At 69.8% G+C, this 17,396-nt stretch carries 9 protein-coding genes; 8 read left to right on the top strand and 1 reads right to left on the bottom strand.

What is annotated here, in order from left to right; all coding sequences use genetic code 11:
• The first annotated feature begins 311 nt into the window (after positions 1 to 311).
• Entirely contained in the window at positions 312 to 2,504 is a 2,193-nt protein-coding gene (locus AERO9AM_RS15820) for a carbohydrate-binding module family 20 domain-containing protein (RefSeq protein WP_159577014.1), read from the top strand.
• A 128-nt stretch (positions 2,505 to 2,632) separates the two neighbouring features.
• Here the strand turns inward: AERO9AM_RS15820 and AERO9AM_RS15815 are convergent, their stop codons facing one another.
• On the bottom strand, positions 2,633 to 3,640 hold the full coding sequence (locus tag AERO9AM_RS15815; protein WP_236602643.1) for a LacI family DNA-binding transcriptional regulator: 1,008 nt from the start codon (positions 3,638 to 3,640) through the stop codon (positions 2,633 to 2,635).
• Positions 3,641 to 3,752: 112 nt separating this feature from the next.
• Here AERO9AM_RS15815 and AERO9AM_RS15810 point away from each other — a divergent pair, with 112 nt between their 5' ends.
• The 7 genes from AERO9AM_RS15810 to AERO9AM_RS15775 all read left to right on the top strand — a co-directional run bounded on the left by AERO9AM_RS15810 (position 3,753) and on the right by AERO9AM_RS15775 (position 17,242).
• On the top strand, positions 3,753 to 5,093 hold the full coding sequence (locus tag AERO9AM_RS15810; RefSeq protein ID WP_159577013.1) for an MFS transporter: 1,341 nt from the start codon (positions 3,753 to 3,755) through the stop codon (positions 5,091 to 5,093).
• 16 nt (positions 5,094 to 5,109) lie between these two features.
• On the top strand, positions 5,110 to 10,173 hold the full coding sequence (locus AERO9AM_RS17645; RefSeq protein WP_236602642.1) for a family 78 glycoside hydrolase catalytic domain: 5,064 nt from the start codon (positions 5,110 to 5,112) through the stop codon (positions 10,171 to 10,173).
• The gene (locus tag AERO9AM_RS15795; protein WP_159577012.1) at positions 10,170 to 11,633 is read left to right on the top strand and encodes an NAD-dependent epimerase/dehydratase family protein; all 1,464 of its coding nucleotides are present in this window, start codon (positions 10,170 to 10,172) and stop codon (positions 11,631 to 11,633) included. The genes AERO9AM_RS17645 and AERO9AM_RS15795 overlap by 4 nt, the downstream gene beginning before the upstream one ends.
• Before the next feature lie 26 nt (positions 11,634 to 11,659).
• Positions 11,660 to 12,544, top strand: a complete 885-nt coding sequence (locus AERO9AM_RS15790; RefSeq protein ID WP_159577011.1) for an alpha/beta hydrolase fold domain-containing protein — start codon at positions 11,660 to 11,662, stop codon at positions 12,542 to 12,544.
• A 13-nt stretch (positions 12,545 to 12,557) separates the two neighbouring features.
• Positions 12,558 to 15,167 carry a family 78 glycoside hydrolase catalytic domain gene (locus tag AERO9AM_RS15785; RefSeq protein ID WP_159577010.1) on the top strand — a complete coding sequence of 870 codons (2,610 nt, stop codon included), beginning with the start codon at positions 12,558 to 12,560 and terminating at the stop codon, positions 15,165 to 15,167.
• A gap of 129 nt (positions 15,168 to 15,296) precedes the next feature.
• Complete coding sequence (locus AERO9AM_RS15780; RefSeq protein WP_159577009.1) at positions 15,297 to 16,121, top strand: sugar phosphate isomerase/epimerase family protein; 825 nt, start codon at positions 15,297 to 15,299, stop codon at positions 16,119 to 16,121.
• Positions 16,118 to 17,242: a Gfo/Idh/MocA family protein gene (locus tag AERO9AM_RS15775; RefSeq protein WP_159577008.1), complete on the top strand. Its 1,125-nt coding sequence runs from the start codon at positions 16,118 to 16,120 to the stop codon at positions 17,240 to 17,242. Before AERO9AM_RS15780 ends, AERO9AM_RS15775 begins: the two co-directional genes overlap by 4 nt.
• The last annotated feature ends 154 nt before the right edge of the window (positions 17,243 to 17,396 follow it).

The raw sequence follows: 17,396 nt of genomic DNA, 5'->3' as shown, positions 1-17,396 counted from the left end.
AGCGAGCCGGGTGCGATCCTCAGCGGACGATCGTACTGGGGAGATGTAAGCGTTTGCAGTAGAACGGGCTCGCAGTTGCCCTTTCATGGAGAGTCATCGCGGATAGGCGCGGAATTCCGCTGTTACAGCCTGTTTCACAGCTGACGCAAGATGCAAGCGCTTCCAGATTTCTCTTGACGGCTCTCCTTCTCGTGCTTCATTGTGGTGTCCGCGTCCGCATCCCCGTGGGCGCGGACACCTGTCCAGGGCATCGTCGACCGCCCCTCCGCCGGCGTGCGACGACACCCCGGCCCGCATTGGATGGAGCAACGATGCCCCTCGACCGCAGAGCTGCCGCACACGCGCCCTCGAGACGAACCACGGCCACTCGTGCCGCCTGGATGCTGACCGGCGCGCTGGCCGTCGGCGCCCTGGTCCCTCTCGCCATGTCCGGAGCGGCACAGGCGAGTACGCCCAACGGCGGCGACGTCGTCGCCAACCTGTTCGAGTGGAACTGGCACTCGGTCGCCGCCGAATGCACGAACGTCCTCGGTCCCAAGGGCTACGGCGCCGTGCAGGTGGCCCCGCCGCAGGACTCCGTGCGGCTGAACCAGTCGACCCATCCGTGGTGGGAGGTCTACCAGCCGGTCGGCTACGACCTCAACAGCCGGATGGGCACGGCGGCGCAGTTCGCCGCGATGGTCACCACCTGCCACAACGCCGGGGTCAAGGTGTACGTCGACGCGGTGCTCAACCACATGGCGGGCGACAACCAGACCACGACCGATTCCTACGGCGGGGTCAGCTTCAGCGCGTCGTCGCACTCCTACGCGCAGCCCGGCTACACGGCGAGCGACTTCCACGCCTATCCGAACGACTGCCCCAACAGCAACCTCGCGATCAACGACTGGAACAACCAGACCCAGGTCCAGGAGTGCGAGCTCGTGTCGCTCGAGGACCTGAAGACCGAGAGCAGCCACGTCCGCTCGACCGAGACCGCGTATCTGAACCAGCTCGTCGACCTCGGCGTCGACGGCTTCCGCCTCGACGCCGCCAAGCACATCAACGCGAACGACCTGTCCGCGATCCTCAGCGGCGTGCACAACACGACGTGGACCGGATCCCGTCCGTATGTGCTGCAGGAGGTCATGCCGGGCGGATCCGGAGGTCTCGCGCCGAGCGCATACGAGGGCATGGGGCAGGTGATCGAGTTCACCTACGCCACGGCGCTGAAGAACCAGTTCACCGGCAACATCGCGAACCTCGCCACTCTCGGTCAGAGCTGGGGCATCGAGCCCTCCGCCTCCTCGGGCACGATGGTGACCAACCACGACACCGAGCGCAACGGGTCGAGCCTCAACTACAAGGCCGGATCCACGTACGTGCTCGCGAACGTCTTCCATCTCGCGTGGGGCTACGGAACGCCGCAGGTGTATGCCAGCTTCACCTGGAACTCGACCGACGACTCCCCGCCGTCCGACGCGAACGGGTTCGTCACCGACACCGACTGCGCGAACGGCTGGTACTGCACCGACCGCACGCGCGCCGTGGCGAACATGGTCGGCTGGCGCAACGCGGCCACCGGCCAGCCCGTCGCGAACTGGTACAGCGACGGTGCGAACCTCATCTCGTTCAGCCGCGGCAGCAAGGCCTGGGTGGCCATCAACAACGGCACCTCCGCGCAGACCCGCACGTTCGCGACCGGTCTCCCGGCCGGCAGCTACTGCGACGTGATCCACGGCGACTACACCGCATCCACCGGCGCCTGCACCGGCACGTCGATCACGGTCGACAGCAGCGGGAACGCCTCGGTGACGGTACCCGCGAAGGACGCGGTCGCCCTGTACGGCCTCACCGGAACCGCCACGCCGACCCCGACGCCGACCGGCAGCAGCACGCCGACGCCCACCCCGACGGCCGGCCAGGTCGCGGAGACGTTCACCGTGAACGGCGAGACGGGATCGACGCCGGTGTACCTGGTCGGATCCATCGCCGAGCTGGGCAGCTGGGCGCCCGCGTCGGCGATCCCGATGACGCAGTCCGGCTCCTCCTGGACCGTCACGGTGAACCTGCCGCAGAGCACCGCCATCCAGTACAAGTACATCCAGAAGGACGCATCGGGCACCGTCACTTGGGAGTCCGGCAGCAACCACACGGCGACCACGGGCAGCGGGGCGACCGCCTCCCTCACCGATCAGCTGAACGGCACCACGGCGACGCCGCCGCCCGCGCCCACCGTCGCCGTCACGTTCAACGAGAACGAGACGACGACCTGGGGCAGCAACGTGTACGTGGTCGGATCGATCCCCGCGCTCGGCAGCTGGAACACCGGGGCCGCCATCAAGATGGACCCGGCGTCGTACCCGGTCTGGTCCGCCACGGTGTCCATCCCGGCGTCCACCGCCTTCCAGTACAAGTACATCGTGAAGGACGCGAACGGCGCCGTCACCTGGGAGAGCGGCGCGAACCGCAGCTACACCACCGGATCGTCCGGATCCGTGACGCTCAACGACACCTGGAAGTAGTCCCGGCCGAACCCACCGGCTGCACGGCGCCCGACCCCGCGCCGTGCAGCCGGTGCTCTGCGCTCCGACGATATGACCGGGAGCCCTGAGCGTCAGCGGGCGTCCCGTCCGCCCGGGCGGCCACGCGGTCAGCGCGCGGCGGTGGACTCGCGGACGATGAGCCGCGCCTCGGTCTCGGGCCCCGCCTCCGGCCTCGGTGCATCCGTCGCTGCGCTCAGTGCGAGCTCCGCGACGTAACGCCCGAGGCCGGCAGTGTCGACGCGCACGCTCGTGAGGCTGGGCACGAAGAGCGAAGCCAGGGGGCTGTCGTCGTGGCCGACGACCGCCAGGTTGCCGGGGACGGTGCGTCCCGCGCGGAGGACGGCGCCCACCGCGAGGGCGGCGATGTCGTCGTTGTAGGCGACGATGCCGTCGATTCCGTCTGCCAGCCACGCTTCGACGACGTTCCCGGCAGTGGTCGGATCCAGGTCCGCATCCGCGGCGAAGCCCTGGCCCGTCCGCTCGAGAAGGGTGCGTACGGCGAGGGCGCGCCGGGTGCGGACCAGCTCCGCGATCCGCGGATCCGATGACCCGGCGAAGGCCAGGCGCGTGCGGCCCTGCGCGAGCAGGTGCTCGACCTGAAGACGCGGCCCCTCCGCATACCGCAGGCCGTCATCGGACGGGCCCTGCTGGTCTTCGAGGACCTCGGCGATCACGTGCGGCACGCCGCTGTCGTGGATCGCGGCGATCGTCTTCCGCGGAAGCGCGGCCATTCCGAGGACCACGTCGGGACGGAGAGTCTCCCAGAGCGGCTGCGCCTGACCGCCGGGGTGCGGGGTCATGGTGACCAGCGAGTAGCCGGCCCGATCCAGGACGAGCGAGGCCTCGTCCAGGTGCGTGCGCATGCTGTAGTCCATCGGCCAGTCCGGGAGGATCAGCAGCACGATCCGGCTCTGCCCGCTGCGGAGGGTCCGTGCGGCGGCGTGCGGCCGGTACCCGAGGCGCTTGGCCTCCGCGAGCACGCGTTCCCGGGTGGCGTGGGAGATCGTCTGGCCGGGGGTGTTGTTCAGGACGAAGCCGACCGTGGCGCGGGAGATGCCCAGCGCGCGCGCGACGTCCGCGGCGGTCACGCGTTTCAGGGCTTCCGGCTTCGTCACGGCACTCCTTCCTCAGGTCGACTCTATCCCGCACTTGCACGTGCTAGCTTAACGCCCCTATAGTGACATCACTAGCTCGTGCTAGCTCACCCTTGACGATGGAGTCACCGCAATGACGAACCCGATCGACGACGAACCGGTCATCGCCGCGATGCCGACGGCCATGCCCTCCCCGAGCGTCCCCGCAGAAATCCTCGACGAACAGGACCGCATCCCGTCGACCTTGGAGAAGGTCGGCGCCCGCTACATCTGGTTCATGGTCCTCGCCCAGTTCGGCGTCTTCATGGCCTTCATCACCCCGATCGCGATCTCGCTCGCGATCCGAGTGCAGGCGATCGCGCCGGGGCACGACGAGTACCTGGGCTACATCACCGGCGCGGGCGCCCTGTTCGTCATGGTCACCGCCCCCTTCATGGGCGTGTGGAGCGACCGCACGCGCACCCGCATCGGCCGTCGCCGGCCGTTCATGATCGGCGGCATGATCGTGGGCGTCATCTCGCTCGTGTGGATGGCGGTCGCCCCGTCGATCGTGCCGCTCGGGCTGGGGTGGATCCTGGCGCAGTGGGGCTGGGGAACGGTCTTCAGCAACCTGGGCATCTCCACCGCGGACCGCCTGCCCGAATCACAGCGCGGCAAGGTCGCCGGCCTCACCGGCTTCGCCACGCAGATCGCGCCCGTCTTCGGCGTCATCCTCACCTCCGGGTTCACGGGAAACCCGCTCCTGCTCTTCCTCCTCCCGGGTGCCGTCGGCGTCGTCCTGGTCACCCTGTTCGTCACGCTCGTCCACGAGGACGACAGCCGGGGGCTGCCCCGCGAGCGGATCGGCTTCGCCGGACTCCTCGGCAAGTACCTGTACAACCCGCGTCGCTATCCCGACTTCTCGTGGAACTGGCTCGGGCGGTTCCTCTTCTACTTCGGCCTCACCCTGAACACGACCTTCACCGCGTTCTTCTTCGCCAGCCGGCTCGGTGTGCCCGTCACGGAGGTCGCCGGGATCATCGCGGCACTCGGCGGTGCGGGCGTGCTCGCGGTGACAGCCGGGGCCATCGGCGGCGGCTTCCTCTCCGACCGCTTCCGGCGCCGCAAGGTCTTCGTCCTGCTCGGCGGCGCGCTGATGGCCGCGGGAATGCTCACGATGGCTCTGGCGCCGGGCCTGCCCACGCTGATCACGGGCTCGCTCATCGTCTCAACGGGCATCGGCGCGTTCTCCGCGGTCGATCAGGCTCTCCTTCTCGACGTCCTCCCGGAGAAGGAGACGGATGCGGGCCGGTTCATGGGGATCACGGGGTTCGCCACCTCCATCCCGCAGGCGGCGGCCCCGCTCGTCGCCTCGGGGATCCTGCTCATCGGAGTGAGCGGCCACGAGAAGAACTACTCCCTGCTGTTCATCATCGCCGCGGCGCTCGTCCTCCTCGGCGGGCTCGTCATCCTCCGCATCCGCTCCGTCCGCTGATCCCTGAAGGCCTGTCATGACCGTCACCGTCACTCCTGTCCGCTTCGAGCACCACCGCGACGCGCTCGGCATCGGCGAGTCCGCACCGCGGCTGAGCTGGATCGTCGAGGACGCCCCGCCTGGCTGGGTGCAGAGCGCATACGAGCTCGAGAGCGAATCCGGCGAGGTCGTCCGCGTCGGCAGCCGCGAGTCGGTGCTCGTGCCCTGGCCGTTCGCCGAACTGACGTCGCGTGCATGCGCGTCGGTGAGGGTGCGCGTGATCGGTGAGGACGGGGACGCCTCCCACTGGTCGGACTGGGCGCAGGTCGAGGCGGGCCTTCTGCAGCCGGGCGACTGGACCGCTCGGCTTGTCGCACCCGTCGCGGGAGCGGCGGCGCTCGTGCGCCGAACGGCCGAACTGCCCGCGAAGCCCGTGCGCCGCGCCCGCGTGTACGCCACGGCCCACGGGGTGTACCAGTTGGAGATCAACGGGCAGCGTGTCGGAGACGACGAGCTCGCACCGGGGTGGACGGCGTATGAGTCACGGCTGCGGTACCAGACCTACGATGTCACCGATCTCGTCGGCGGCGGCGAGGTCACCATCGGTGCCTGGCTCGCGGATGGCTGGTGGCGTGGGTACCTCGGCTGGGACGGGCGCCGGGAATGGTACGGCACGGAACTAGGCCTGCTCGCCCAACTGGAGGTCGAATACGAGGACGGCGATCTGCGTGTCATCGTGACCGATTCTTCGTGGGAGAGCACGACGGGACCCATCGTCTCGGCGGACCTCTACAACGGCGAGCAGTTCGACGCCCGCCTCGTCGACCCCCAATGGGCGACTGCGAGCGGCACGGCGGAGGGCTGGACAGCGGTGACAGTCGCGGAGCTCGACCCGGCACTGCTCGTCGCGCCCGACGGACCGCCGGTGCGGGCCACGCAGACCGTCGCGGTCGCCGAGGTCTCGATCTCGCCGTCGGGGCGCACCATCCTCGACTTCGGTCAGAACCTCGTCGGGCGGCTGCGGATCAGGGTCGCCGGAGAAGCCGGTGACACCGTCATCCTGCGGCACGCCGAGGTCCTGGAAGGAGGCGAGCTCGCGACCGAGCCGCTGCGCGGAGCGCAGGCGACCGACACCTACGTTCTGCGGGGCGGAGACGTGGAGGAGTGGGCGCCGCGGTTCACTTTCCACGGCTTCCGGTACGCCGAGGTGACGGGATGGCCCGGCGAGTTGGACCCGTCGGCGATCGTCGCGGAGGTTCTGCACTCCGACATGGAGCGCACCGGCTGGTTCACCGCTTCCGACCCCCGGCTGGAGCGACTCCACGAGAACATCGTGTGGGGAATGCGCGGCAACTTCGTCGACCTGCCCACCGACTGCCCGCAGCGCGACGAGCGACTCGGGTGGACGGGTGATCTGCAGGTGTTCTCCCCGACCGCGGAGTACCTGTTCGACACCGCTGGATTCCTGACGTCGTGGCTGAAGGACCTCTCCGCCGAGCAGACCCGCTACGGAGGGACGCCGATGGTGGTGCCCGCGATCACGACGGGCTACACCGGGCCGATGGCCGGCTGGGCGGATGCCGCGACGGTGGTTCCGTGGACGCTGTATCAGGCGTCCGGTGACCTGGGTGTCCTCGCACGGCAGTTCGATTCGATGGCTGCCTGGGTCTCCGAGGTGGAGGCGGCAGCCGGATCCGACCGGATCTGGTCGGCAGGGTTCCAGTTCGGCGACTGGCTCGACCCGTCGGCGCCCGCCGGTCGCCCGGAGGCAGCGGCGACATACCCGGAGATCGTCGCGACGGCGTACTTCGCCCGATCGGCACGCATCGTCGCGGATGCGGCAGAGCTCCTGGGGCGGGCGGAGGGCGAGCGGTTCCGTGCGCTCGCGGGCGAGGTCGCCACCGCGTTCCGTCGCGAATACGTCTCCGCATCCGGGCGGCTCCTGTCGGACTCGGCGACCGCCTACGCGCTCGCGCTGCAGTTCGATCTCATCGGGGATGCCGCAGCTCGCACGCGCGCTGCTGACCGGCTCGCCGAGATCGTGCGGTCGAACGGCTTCACCATCTCGACCGGGTTCATCGGCACACCGCTCATCTGCGACGCGCTCTCGGCCAACGGACACCTGGATACGGCGTACCGTCTCCTGTTCCAGACCGAAGCGCCGTCTTGGCTGTACAGCGTGGCGCAGGGCGCGACGACCATCTGGGAGCGGTGGGACTCGCTCCTGCCGGACGGCACGGTGAACCCCTCCGGGATGACGTCGTTCAACCACTACGCGTTCGGCGCGGTCGGGGACTGGCTGCACCGCGTCGTGGCGGGTCTCGCGCCCGCAGCACCCGGCTACCGGACGGTCCGCGTCGCGCCGCAGCCTCCGCGCCGCGGACTCACCGCGGCGTCCGGGCGTCTCATGACGCCCTACGGCGTCGTCGAAAGCGGGTGGACGCTGCAGGACGGCTCCATCCGGCTGGCGGTGCGCGTGCCGGTCGGAGTCACGGCCGAGGTGATGCTGCCCTCGGGCGGCCGGCACGTGGTCGGCCATGGTGCGCATGAGTTCGCGGAGCCGTTCGAGACCGACCAGGACGCGCCCGTCACGGTCACGGTCGACACTCCGCTCGGAACACTCGCCGAGAGCACAGAGGCGATGGCCGTCCTCACCGGCGTGATCACCAAGCACATCCCTGAGGCCGCCGAGCACATGGCGTCCGGACTGCGCGGGCAGGAAGCGGTCACGCCCCGCCAGATCGCGGGGATGCTCGTGAACCCGGACGCGGTGCTCGCGGACCTCGAGCGCGGCTTCGCCGCCGTCAGCGCGGGCGAACCGGTGCCGGAGGACGTGATCACCGCCCCGGAGCCGACTGCGGAAGACGACGCCCTCGCCCGTGATGCGGCGCTGCTCACCGGACGGGACTTCTGGTCGACGCGCGAAGGGGACGGGATCCGCTCGCTCGTGCTGGTCGATGGCCCGCACGGCGTGCGGCGTCAGGGCGGTGACGCCGACCACCTCGGCTTCAACGAGAGCCTCCCCTCGACGTGCTTCCCGCCCGGGGTCGGCATGGGCTCCACCTGGAATCCGGCGCTGGTGCGAGAGGTCGGTGCAGCGCTCGGCCGCGAGGCGCGCACCCTGGACGTCGATGTCCTGCTCGGGCCGGCCATCAACATCAAGCGCTCGCCGCTGGGTGGACGCACCTTCGAGTACTTCTCCGAGGATCCGCGACTCACGGGGGCGCTCGCCACCGAATACGTGCACGGCGTGCAGGGCACCGGCGTCGGCGCATCCCTGAAGCACTTCGCAGTCAACAACCAGGAGACCGAGCGGATGCGGGTGGACGCGCAGGTCGATGAGCGGGCACTGCGCGAGATCTATCTGCCGGCGTTCGAGCAGGTGGTCACCGAGGCTCAGCCGGCGACCGTCATGAGCGCCTACAACTCCGTCAACGGCGCCTTCTGCTCCGAGAACGCGTGGCTGCTCACCGAGCTGCTTCGCGACGAATGGGGCTTCGATGGGCTCGTCGTCTCCGACTGGGGGGCCATCAAGGACCGGGTCGAGGCGCTGAAGGCAGGCCTCGACCTGGAGATGCCCGGAACCGGCGATGAAGGCGCGCGTGCGATCATCGCCGCCGTCCGCGAGGGCCGGCTCGACCGTTCCGTGGTCGAGCGCAGCGTCGCCCGGCTGGCACGACTCGCCGAGCGCACGGAACCTGCGGGCGGCGGCGACCCGTTCGACCCGGCTTCTCATCACGACCTGGCCCGGCGGGCAGCGGGCGAGGCGATCGTGCTCCTGCGCAATGAGAACGACGCGCTGCCCCTGCGGCAGGGCGAGCGGGTCGCCGTGCTCGGGCAGCTGGCCGTCGAGCCGCAGTTCCAGGGCGGAGGCAGCTCGCACGTCAACCCGACGAAGCTGGACATCCCGCTGGACGAGCTGCGTGCCCGTCTCGGCGCGGGCGTCTCCTACGCGGCGGGCTACGACCGGAAGCATCCGGAGGCCGATGCGGGTCTGCGCGAGGAGGCGGTCCAGGTGGCCGGCGACGCCGACGTCGCCGTCGTGTTCGTCGGCCTGTACGAGGAGGACCAGTCGGAGGGCTTCGATCGCACGCACATCGATCTGCCCGACGCGCACGTCCGTCTCATCCAGGCGGTCGCGGGCGTCGCCCCGCGCACCGTCGTCGTGCTCTCCAACGGCGGTGTCGTGACCCTCGAGCCGTGGCACGACAGCGTCGACGCGATCGTGGAGGGATGGGCGCTCGGCCAGGCCGTCGGGTACGCGCTCGCCGCGGTGCTCACGGGGGCGATCAACCCGTCCGGCCGCCTCGCGGAGACCATCCCGCTGCGGCTCGAGGACACCCCGTCGTACCTTTCCTTCCCCGGCGAGAACGAGGGCGTGCGGTACAGCGAGAGCATCTTCGTCGGCTACCGCTACTACACGACCGTGAGGCGTGACGTGCGGTATCCGTTCGGGCACGGCCTGAGCTACACCAGGTTCGAGTCCATCCTGGACGTGGAGACAACGGGCTCCGACAGCGCGGTCGCGCGCGTCCGGGTCACGAACACCGGTGCTGTTGCCGGTGCGCATGTGGTGCAGCTGTACGTCGCGCCCCAGAGCGCCCCGGTTCGACGCCCGATCCGGGAACTCGCCGGCTTCACGAAGGTGACCCTCGAGCCGGGCGAGTCGATCACGGTCGAGATCCCGCTGAACCGACGGGTGTTCGCCTTCTGGGATACGTCGCGGTCGAGGTGGCGGGTGGCCCCCGACCGCTACGCGGTCCAGCTCGGCGACTCGGCGGAGCACATCGTCGGGGAGCACGTGATCGACCTCGAGGGCGATGTGGACGCGCCGAAAGCCCTGTCACTCGAATCCACGGTCGGCGACTGGTTCGGCCACCCGGTGGTCGGGCCCGCGCTCATGCAGGCGATGATGGCGGGAGCGACGGAGGAGCAGCTCGCAGCCGCCGAAGCGAACGGCAACATGCTCCGGATGGTCGAGTCGATGCCGATGGGCCAGTTCGCACGATTCCCCGGCGTGGAGATCCCCGACGAAGCGCTCGAGCAGCTGATCGCGTTGAGCCTCAGCGGCGCCGCCGAGCTGGGCATGGTCGCCTCGTGACCCGCGACCCGAGAACCCGCGTCCTGCTCACCGGCGCCACGGGCAACTGGGGCCGTGCGGCGCTCCGAGAGTTCCATGAACGAGGCGATCGGATGCGTGTCATCGCGTTCGCGCTGGATACGCCGCGTGACCGGGCGGTGCTGGACGAGTTCGCCGACGCGGAGAACGTGGAGGTGTTCTGGGGCGACCTGCTGAACTACGCCGACGTCCAGCGAGCCGTCCAGGACGTCGATCTGATCCTCCACGTCGGGGCTGTGGTCTCCCCGCTCGCCGACGAGCATCCCGAGCTCGCCCAGCGAGTCAACACCGGGAGCATGCAGAACATCATCCGCGCTGTAGCGGCCCTGCCCGATCCCGGATCGGTCGGCGTCGTGGGGATCGGTTCCGTCGCTGAGACCGGCGACCGCACCCCGCCGATCCATTGGGGCCGGATCGGCGACCCCATCCGCGTGTCCCAGTTCGACGAGTACGGCCAGACGAAGGTCGTCGCGGAGAAGCTGCTCGTCGAATCGTCGCTGCCGAGGTGGGCGTGGCTGCGCCAGACCGGAATCTTCCATCCGGGGATGCTCGCCCTGCGCGACCCGATCATGACCCACTCCACCCTGGGCGGAGTGATGGAATGGGTGACCGCCGAGGATTCCGCGCGCCTGCTCGCCGGCATCGCCGAACGAGAGCTGCCCGAGGAGTTCTGGGGTGGGATCTACAACATCGGCGGCGGCGCGCAGTGGCGGCTGACGAACTGGCAGCTGCAGACGGCGATCAGCGGGGCCCTCGGTGTCGCCGACGTGCGCCGCTGGTACGACCGCAACTGGTTCGCCACCCGGAACTTCCACGGGCACTGGTACACCGACAGCGACACGCTCGACCAGCTCGTGCCGTTCCGTCGCGACACCTTCGATCAGGCGCTCGTGCGCGCCGTCGCGACGCTGCCGGGTTCGGTCAGGGCGGCCGGGCGGGTGCCCGGCTGGATCGTGAAGAACCTCGTGATGCGCCCGCTCACCCGGATGCCTCGCGGAACCATGCATGCCATCTCGCAGCGCGACGAGTCTGCGATCCGAGCGCACTTCGGATCGCTGGCGGAGTGGCGGGCCATCGGCGACTGGTCGACCTTCACCGGTCCGGAGCCCTCGCGTGCGCCGTCGTATCTCGACCACGGTTTCGACGAGGAGATCTCACCCGGCGACTGGGATCGTGCCGACTACGTCCAGGCCGCGGGGTTCCGAGGCGGGGAGCTCGTCTCACCGGTCGTGCGGAGCGGACGTCCGCGCGAGCCCCTGATCTGGAGCTGCGCGTTCGGGCACATCTTCGCCGGCAGCCCGTTCCTCGTCCTCATCGGCGGTCATTGGTGTCCGGAGTGCACGCGCGACAGCGCCGGCCACGAGCGCCAGGCCGAGCGCAACCCGTTCCTCGCCCAGCTTTCCGCGCCGCGCACGTCGCTGCCCGGTCCGGCGCGACGCTGAGCCGACCTGCCGATCCAGGAGCACCCATGTCGATCAGAGCGCTGGCGTTGGATGCCATCGTCGAACGCGTCATGTCCCGCGGCGGCAAGCAGGGTGTCATCGCTGAGATCGCCCGGCGTCACGCGGACGGGGCACCCGCGCCGGCGCCTGTACCCGCGTCCGTCGCCAAGCGCTTCGTCGTCGGCGAGGCGCGAGTGGCCGGATCGCGCGTCGTCACCCTTCGTCGTCGGGAGGCGCCACCCGGCCGCGCGGTCGTCTTCCTCCCCGGCGGCGGATACGCGCATCCGGTCTCGACGGCGCACTGGATCGCCGTCGCGCAGTACGCGCTGGCCGCCGGCATCGACGCCGTCGTACCGCTGTACGAGGTCGTTCCTGTCGGTGACGCGGCCCGCGCGCACGGATTCGTTGCCCAGGTCCTCGACGAGACGATCGCCGAGCGAGGTGCGGAGCAGGTCTATCTCGCCGGCGACTCGGCGGGCGGCGGTCTGGCGCTGAGCGTGCTGCAGCGGCGGCCCGAGGGGATCCGCGCCGCGGTGCTGCTGAACCCGTGGCTCGACGTCGAGCTCGCGCACCCCGCTGTCCCTGCGCTCGAGCGCTGGGACGTCATCCTCGACCCCGCGGAACTCCGGCTGTGGGGACGCGCCTGGGCCGGCGACCTCTCGACGTCCGACCCCGCCGTCAGCCCCCTCCACGGAGGATTCAGCGGTCTCCCACCCGTGCACGTGGTGACGGGCGGGCGCGATGCGCTCCTGACGCAGGCGCTGGATGCCCACCGCCTCCTGCGCCTGGCGGGCAATGCCGGGACGCTCGCGTACTCTCCGGACGTGAACCATGCCGTGGGGCTCATGCGTTCGGCTACTCCCGAAGCGAAGCGTGCCTTCGACCACGTCGTCCACATCCTCCGATCCTGAAAGGAACGCCTGCATGCGGGCCATCCGCCTGAAGACCGAACACCTGCACGAACCCCTCGGGCTCGGCGTCCGAACACCGCGCTTCTCCTGGAACTGCGCCGGCGGCACGACTCAGACGGCTTATCGGATCCGCGCGGAGCGCGATGGCGAACCCCTCTGGGACAGCGGGAAGGTCGCCTCCTCGCAGATGCTGCTCGTCCCGTACGAGGGCCCCGTGCTGCGCAGCCGCGACCGCGTCGACTGGTCTGTGACGCTTTGGGACGAGAATGATGTTCCGGAGGAGGCGATCGGATCCTGGTTCGAACTCGGGCTGCTCGAAGCGGACGATTGGACGGCGCGCTGGATCACGGGCGACTACCAGCCGAAGAAGAACACGCGATATCCGGTCGACTGCTTCCGCACCCGGTTCCGCATCCGCGGGCCGATCGCGCGTGCCCGTCTCTACGCGACGGCCCTCGGCCTGTATGACGCGCACCTCAACGGCGCCCGTGTAGGGGAGTTCCAGCTCGCCCCGGGCAGCACGGACTATCGGACCCGTGTGCAGTACCAGACGTACGACGTCACGCGCATGTTGGACGAAGACAACGACCTCGAGCTGAGACTCGCGGACGGCTGGTACCGAGGGGCCGTCGGCGCCTACGGCGTCACGCGCCTCTTCGGCGACACCACCGCACTCCGCGCGCAACTGGAGATCACCTACGCGGACGGCACCTCGGAGACGATCGGGACCGGGCCGGACTTCGCGTGGAGCAATGACGGGCCGCTGCGGTACGCGGACCTCAAAGACGGAGAGCACTTCGACGCCCGCAGAGCGCCCACCTACCGCGGTCGAGCACGCCTGGCGAAGGCCGGACCCGTGCCGACGGCATCCGACAACGTCGCAGCGCGCATCCAGGAGGAGTTCTCCGCGACCGTCCTCACCACCCCGAGCGGCGCGACGGTGCTCGACTTCGGCCAGAACATCGCTGGTTTCATCCGGGTCAGAGTCGACGGGACGGCGGGGCAGCGGATCCGCCTCCGGCTGGGCGAGATCCTCGACGAGCACGGGGAGTTCACGCAGGAGAACATCCAGATCGACAAGCCGGCTCGGCAGTTCGGACACATCGCGGAGTTCCTGCTCATGACCGGTCAGCAGCGTCTCGTACGGGGAGAGCTCGAGCCGACACCGAAGCAGGAGATCCGGATCACATGCGCCGACGGAGTCACCGAGTACCAGTGTGCCTTCACTGTCGCCGGCTTCCGTTACGCCCTCGTCGAGGGGGATGTGGACATGGATCCTGCGTCCATCCGTGCGGTCGCGGTCTATTCCGACATGGAGCAGACGGGCACGTTCACGTCGTCCCATCCGACCCTCGACCGCTTCGTTGAGAACACCCGCTGGAGCATGAAGGGGAACTTCCTCGACGTCCCCACGGACTGCCCGACGCGGGAGCGTCTCGGCTGGACCGGCGACGCGCAGGTCTTCTTCAACACCGCCGCCTACTTCATGGACGTGGCTGCGTTCTTCCGGAAATGGATGCGGGACCTCACGGACTCGCAGCTGCGCTCCGGGAAGCCGCGGGCGGTCGCCCCGTACAGCGGGGTGCCGATGATGTACGACACATCCGGCGGCTCGGTCGGATGGGCCGATGCGCTCGTCCTCGTGCCCTATCGGTTCTGGAAGCGGTACGGGGACGAGGGCGTCCTCCACGAGTTCTACCCGGCCATGGCGCGCTACGCGCGGTACATGATCTCCCGCACCGGGCACAAGCGCCGCCGGGACGCCAAGGCGAACCCCTTCAACAGGTACACGTATGAGAAGGGCTTCCACTACGGCGAGTGGCTGGAGCCCAAAGAGTTCCGGGATGAAGTCTCGGCCCGGTCGCGTCCGGTCTGCACGGAGGAGGCGACGGCATATCTGCACTGCACGATGACCCTTCTCACGGAGATCGCCACGCACCTCGGCCGAGCGGAGGATGCCGAGCGCTACGCGGAGTACGCCGAGGGCGCGAAGAAGGCGTACAACCACCTCTTCGTGCGGGCGGGGCGCATCGACACCGACCGTCAGGCCAAGCTCGTACGCCCGCTCGCGTTCGGCCTTCTCGACCGGGAGACGGCGCAGCGTGTCGCCGGTCGTCTCGTACGTGCTGTGGAAAGCAGGAATCACACGATCGGAACCGGGTTCCTCTCCACTCCGTTCATCCTCCCGGTGCTCACCGAGGCCGGGTATCCCGACGTCGCCTACCGGATGCTCGAGAACGAGCAGGCGCCCGGCTGGCTCGCTCAGGTGAGAGCCGGCGCGACGACGGTCTGGGAGGACTGGGACGGCGAGGCGAGCCGGAACCACTACGCGCCCGGCGCCGTGTGCGAATGGCTCTTCGACACCGTCGCCGGGATCCGTGTCGACGGCGGCAACCGATTCACGATCGCGCCTGTACCCGGCGGCACGCTCACGCACGCGTCCGCGATGTACGACAGCCCGTACGGCCGGGTCGCGAGCTCGTGGACCGTCGAACCAGGGGCGACGACCTTCGATGTGGAGATTCCGGCGAACACGACCGCCGACGTCCGTCTTCCGGACGGAGAGGCCCATTCGGTCGGCCCCGGCGCGCACCGCTTCCGGATCCGCCCGACCGTCGCGTGACCGGGGCGCCACGCCGCCATCGCGTGATGCCATCCGGGCGGAATCGCCCATTACCTCCACATGGAGGTTTCTGCTATCGTGACTATACGGGCGGGAGTGCCCGGCTCCTCATAGACAAGGAAGGTCACCGTGGCCCTGCCAGAAACCTCTGTTCAGCTCTATACCCTCGCAGCGGAGTTCTCCGCCGACATGCAGGGCTCGCTCGACAAGCTCGCGGCCATCGGCCTGCGCAACGTGGAGGCGTTCGACTTCGTGCGCCGCCCCGACGAGATCCGCGCCGCCCTCGACGCCGCGGGCCTCGCCGCTCCCACCGGGCACGCGCCGCTGCTATCGGACGAGCTGTGGACGCCGGACGGATCCATCCCCACGCCCGCGCCCGAGGTCGTCTTCGAGGCCGCCGCGAAGATCGGCATCAAGACCGTCATCGACCCGTTCGTGGACCCGGCCCGCTGGCTCACGCTCGACGGCGTCACCGACATCGCCGACCGCCTCAACGCCCTCGTCGACACCGCGGCGGGCTTCGGCATCGAGGTCGGCTACCACAACCACGCCCAGGAGTTCATCGCCGACTTCGACGGGCAGACCGCCTACGAGCGCTTCGTCGCGCTGACCGACGAGCGCGTCAAGATCGAGCTCGACCTGTTCTGGGCGCTCACGGGCGCGCAGGACGTGCCCGCGCTCGTCGCGCGCCTGGGGGACCGCCTCGTCGCCGTCCACGTCAAGGACGGCATCGTCCCGGCGAGCAACCCGTTCGCCCCCGACGCCCCGGCGTTCGGCGCCGAAAGCCTCGACCAGCGCCACGCCGGCACCGGCGACGTGCCCCTCGCCGAGGCGCTGCGCGCCGCCACCGCCCTCGAGTACGCGGTGATCGAGTACGACCACGCGCCGGGCGACGTGTTCGCCGACATCGCCGCGAGCTACGCGTTCCTCGTCGAGGGCGGGTTCGCCCGATGAGCGCGGTCGGGATCGGCGTCATCGGCGTCGGCGTCATCAGCGACACGTACCTCGAGAACCTCTCGAGGTTCCCTGACACCGAGGTGCTCATCGTCGGCGACCTGCTGCTGGACCGCGCGCAGGCGCAGGCCGAGAAGCACGGCGTTCCGGCCTTCGGATCCGCGGACGACGTCCTCGCGCATCCCGGCGTGGATCTGGTGATCAACCTCACCATCCCCGCCGTGCACATCGAGGTGTCCCGCGCGGCGATCGCCGCCGGCAAGCACGTCTGGACGGAGAAGCCGCTCGGCCTCGACCGCGAGGGCGCCGCCGAGCTGCTGCGCGAGGCCGCCGCAGCGGGGCTGCGCGTCGGATCCGCCCCGGACACGCTGCTCGGCCCGGGCTTCCAGGCCGCGCGCCGGGCGATCGAGAGCGGCGTGATCGGCCGCCCGCTGTTCGCGCAGACGGTGTTCCAGACGCAGGGGCCGGACATGTGGCACCCCAACCCCGGGTTCCTCTTCGCCGAGGGCGCGGGTCCCCTGCTCGACATGGGGCCGTACTACTTCTCGGCTCTCGTGAGCCTGCTCGGTCCGGTGTCGAGCGTGACCGCCGTCGGCACCAAAGCACGGGAGGAGCGCGAGATCCGCACGGGTCCGAACGCCGGCACCCTGTTCCCAGTGGAGGTGCCGTCGACGATCCAGATCGTCACCGCGTTCGAGCAGGGCGCGCAGGCGCAGAGCCTGCTGAGCTTCGACTCCGCCCTGGAGCGGCACGGCGTCGTGGAGATCCATGGCACCGAGGGCACCATCGTCATCCCGGATCCCAACCAGTTCGCCGGCCGGATCGCGTATGTGAAGCCGCTCGGCGTCCTGCGCGACGGCATGTCGTTCGAGCAGGAGTGGGTGGAGATCCCCCACGAGGAGGTCCAGGTCGGCCGCGGCCTCGGCGCGCTCGACATGGTGCGCGCGATCGCGGCGGACCGGCCGCACGTGGCCTCCGGCGAGCTCGGGTTCCACGTTCTCGACGTGCTGCTGTCGGCCCAGGAGTCCGCGCGCACGGGCCGGTCGCTCGAGGTGGAGAGCACGGTCGGTCCCGTTCCGCTGCTGCCGGAGGGCTTCGACCCCTTCGCCGCCACGCTCTGATCCATCCCGCAGACCACGGGTCGTCCGGCGAGAACGCCGGCGGCCCGCGGTCTTCGCGATGTCGGGGATCGCGCGGTGCCTGTGCCGCGACCAGGCGGTGCGCAGGTCGCGCGACCAGGCGGTGCGCAGGTCGCGCGACCAGGCGGTGCGCAGG

The organism is Microbacterium sp. 8M (assembly GCF_902506375.1).
In the GTDB taxonomy this organism is placed as follows: Bacteria; Actinomycetota; Actinomycetes; order Actinomycetales; family Microbacteriaceae; genus Microbacterium.
The sequence above is the reverse complement of the archived record's forward strand: the minus strand, read 5'-3'. Positions and strand labels throughout refer to the sequence as shown.

Coding starts and splice junctions, on each gene's coding strand:
- AERO9AM_RS15810 (WP_159577013.1), top strand. CDS start 3,753: ATGACGAACCCGATCGACGACGAACCGGTCATCGCCGCGATGCCGACG.
- AERO9AM_RS17645 (WP_236602642.1), top strand. CDS start 5,110: ATGACCGTCACCGTCACTCCTGTCCGCTTCGAGCACCACCGCGACGCG.
- AERO9AM_RS15790 (WP_159577011.1), top strand. CDS start 11,660: ATGTCGATCAGAGCGCTGGCGTTGGATGCCATCGTCGAACGCGTCATG.
- AERO9AM_RS15785 (WP_159577010.1), top strand. CDS start 12,558: ATGCGGGCCATCCGCCTGAAGACCGAACACCTGCACGAACCCCTCGGG.
- AERO9AM_RS15820 (WP_159577014.1), top strand. CDS start 312: ATGCCCCTCGACCGCAGAGCTGCCGCACACGCGCCCTCGAGACGAACC.
- AERO9AM_RS15775 (WP_159577008.1), top strand. CDS start 16,118: ATGAGCGCGGTCGGGATCGGCGTCATCGGCGTCGGCGTCATCAGCGAC.